Source organism: Pseudomonas sp. P7758 (assembly GCF_013386485.1).
Lineage (GTDB): Bacteria > Pseudomonadota > Gammaproteobacteria > Pseudomonadales > Pseudomonadaceae > Aquipseudomonas.
Window position 1 is genome coordinate 1 of sequence record NZ_JACARS010000115.1, and the last position, 1,828, is coordinate 1,828.

Below are 1,828 nucleotides of genomic sequence, written 5' to 3' on the forward strand. Positions count from 1 at the left end.
ACTTCTTCGAACTGGGTGGCCATTCATTGCTGGCTACACAGATGGTGTCGCGCATCCGCCAACACCTCGGCATGAACCTGCAACTGCGCAAGCTGTTCGAAAATGCCAGCCTCAAGGCTTGCGTGGCTGCGCTTGAGCCAATCCAGGCGGCGATGCCTGCGCGCATTCCAAGGGTGCCGCGTGATCAACCGTTGCCCTTGTCCTACGCCCAGCAACGCCAGTGGTTCCTTTGGCAAATGGAACCCTCCAGTGCGGCGTACCACATCCCTGCGGCGCTACGGATTCATGGCCACCTGGATTTGAAGGCGTTGCAACGCAGCTTAAGCGCACTGGTGCAGCGTCACGAGAGTTTGCGCACGACCTTTGTCCAGAAGGACGAGCGTGCGTTCCAGGTTATCCATGCCGAGTCCGGTCCGCTGCTGACGCCGCAGTTTCTCGACCTGACCTCGGCCAACCAGGCCGAGCAGATCCAGGCTTTTGTTCGCGATCAGATCAGCCGGCCGTTCGACCTGCAGAACGGTCCGCTGCTGCGGGTCGGGCTGCTGCAGGTGGCCGCCGATGAACAGGTGCTGGTGCTGACCCAGCATCACATCGTCTCCGATGGCTGGTCGATGCAGGTGCTGGTGCAGGAACTGATTGAGCGTTATGCCGCCTATAGCCAGGGTGGATTGGTTGAACCGGTGGAGTTACCGATCCAGTATGCCGATTACGCGGTGTGGCAACGCCAATGGATGGACGCCGGTGAGCGTGAGCGGCAGCTGGCTTACTGGACCAACGTCCTCGGCGCTGAACAGCCATTGCTGGAGCTGCCTGAGGACCGTCCGCGACCGGCACGCCAGAGCTTTGCCGGCGCCCGTCTGGCCATCCAGTTACCGCAGGCATTGGGCCAACAGCTGCGGCAACTGGCCCTGGGTGAAGGTTGCAGCCTGTTCATGCTGTTGCTGGCTTCGTTCCAGGGCCTGCTGCACCGTTACAGCGGCCAGTCGGACATCCGCGTGGGCGTACCGATTGCCAACCGCAACCGGGTCGAGACCGAAGGCCTGATCGGGTTCTTCGTCAATACCCAGGTGCTCAAGGCTGAAGTCGATCCGCAGCAGCGTTTCAGCGAACTGCTGCAACAGGTCAAGACGGCGGCACTGGGGGCCGAGGCGCATCAGGACCTACCGTTCGAGCAATTGGTCGAAGCCTTGCGCCCTGAGCGCAACCTGAGCCATAGCCCGTTGTTCCAGGTGTTGTACAACCACCAGAGCGCCGGCCGCCAAGCCATCCCGCAACTGCCGGGGCTGGTGATCAAGGCCCAGGAGTGGGAAAGCCGTACCGCCCAGTTCGACTTGACCCTCGACACCCTGGACGCCGACGGCGAGCTCAGTGCAACCCTCACTTACGCCACCGACCTGTTCGACGCAAGCACTGCACAGCGTATGGCCGCTCACTGGCTGAACCTGCTGCAAGGTATCGTCGCCGATCCGCAACGGCGCATCGGGGAATTGCCGCTGCTGGACGCGACCGAGCAACAGCACAACATCGCCCAGTGGAACCCCGGCCCGCGCAGCTTCCCAAGCGACACCTGCGCCCATCAACTGATCGCCGAGCAGGCCCGTCAACGGCCTGACGCCGTGGCCCTGCGTTGCAACGGCCAGACCCTGACCTACGCTGAACTGAATGCCCAGGCCAACCGCCGTGCGCATCAGTTGATCGCTCACGGTGTGGGGCCGGACGTGCTGGTGGGCCTGGCCGCGGAGCGGGGTATCGAGATGATCGTCGGCCTGCTGGCGATCCTCAAGGCCGGCGGCGCCTATGTGCCGCTTGATCCAACCTACCCGCAGGA

The 1,828-nt window shown here is 63.1% G+C and carries 1 protein-coding gene; it reads left to right on the plus strand.

The window, feature by feature from the left end:
* The coding region (locus tag HX873_RS23490) for a condensation domain-containing protein (protein WP_177123281.1) at positions 1–1,828 on the plus strand (1,828 nt) is incomplete at both ends.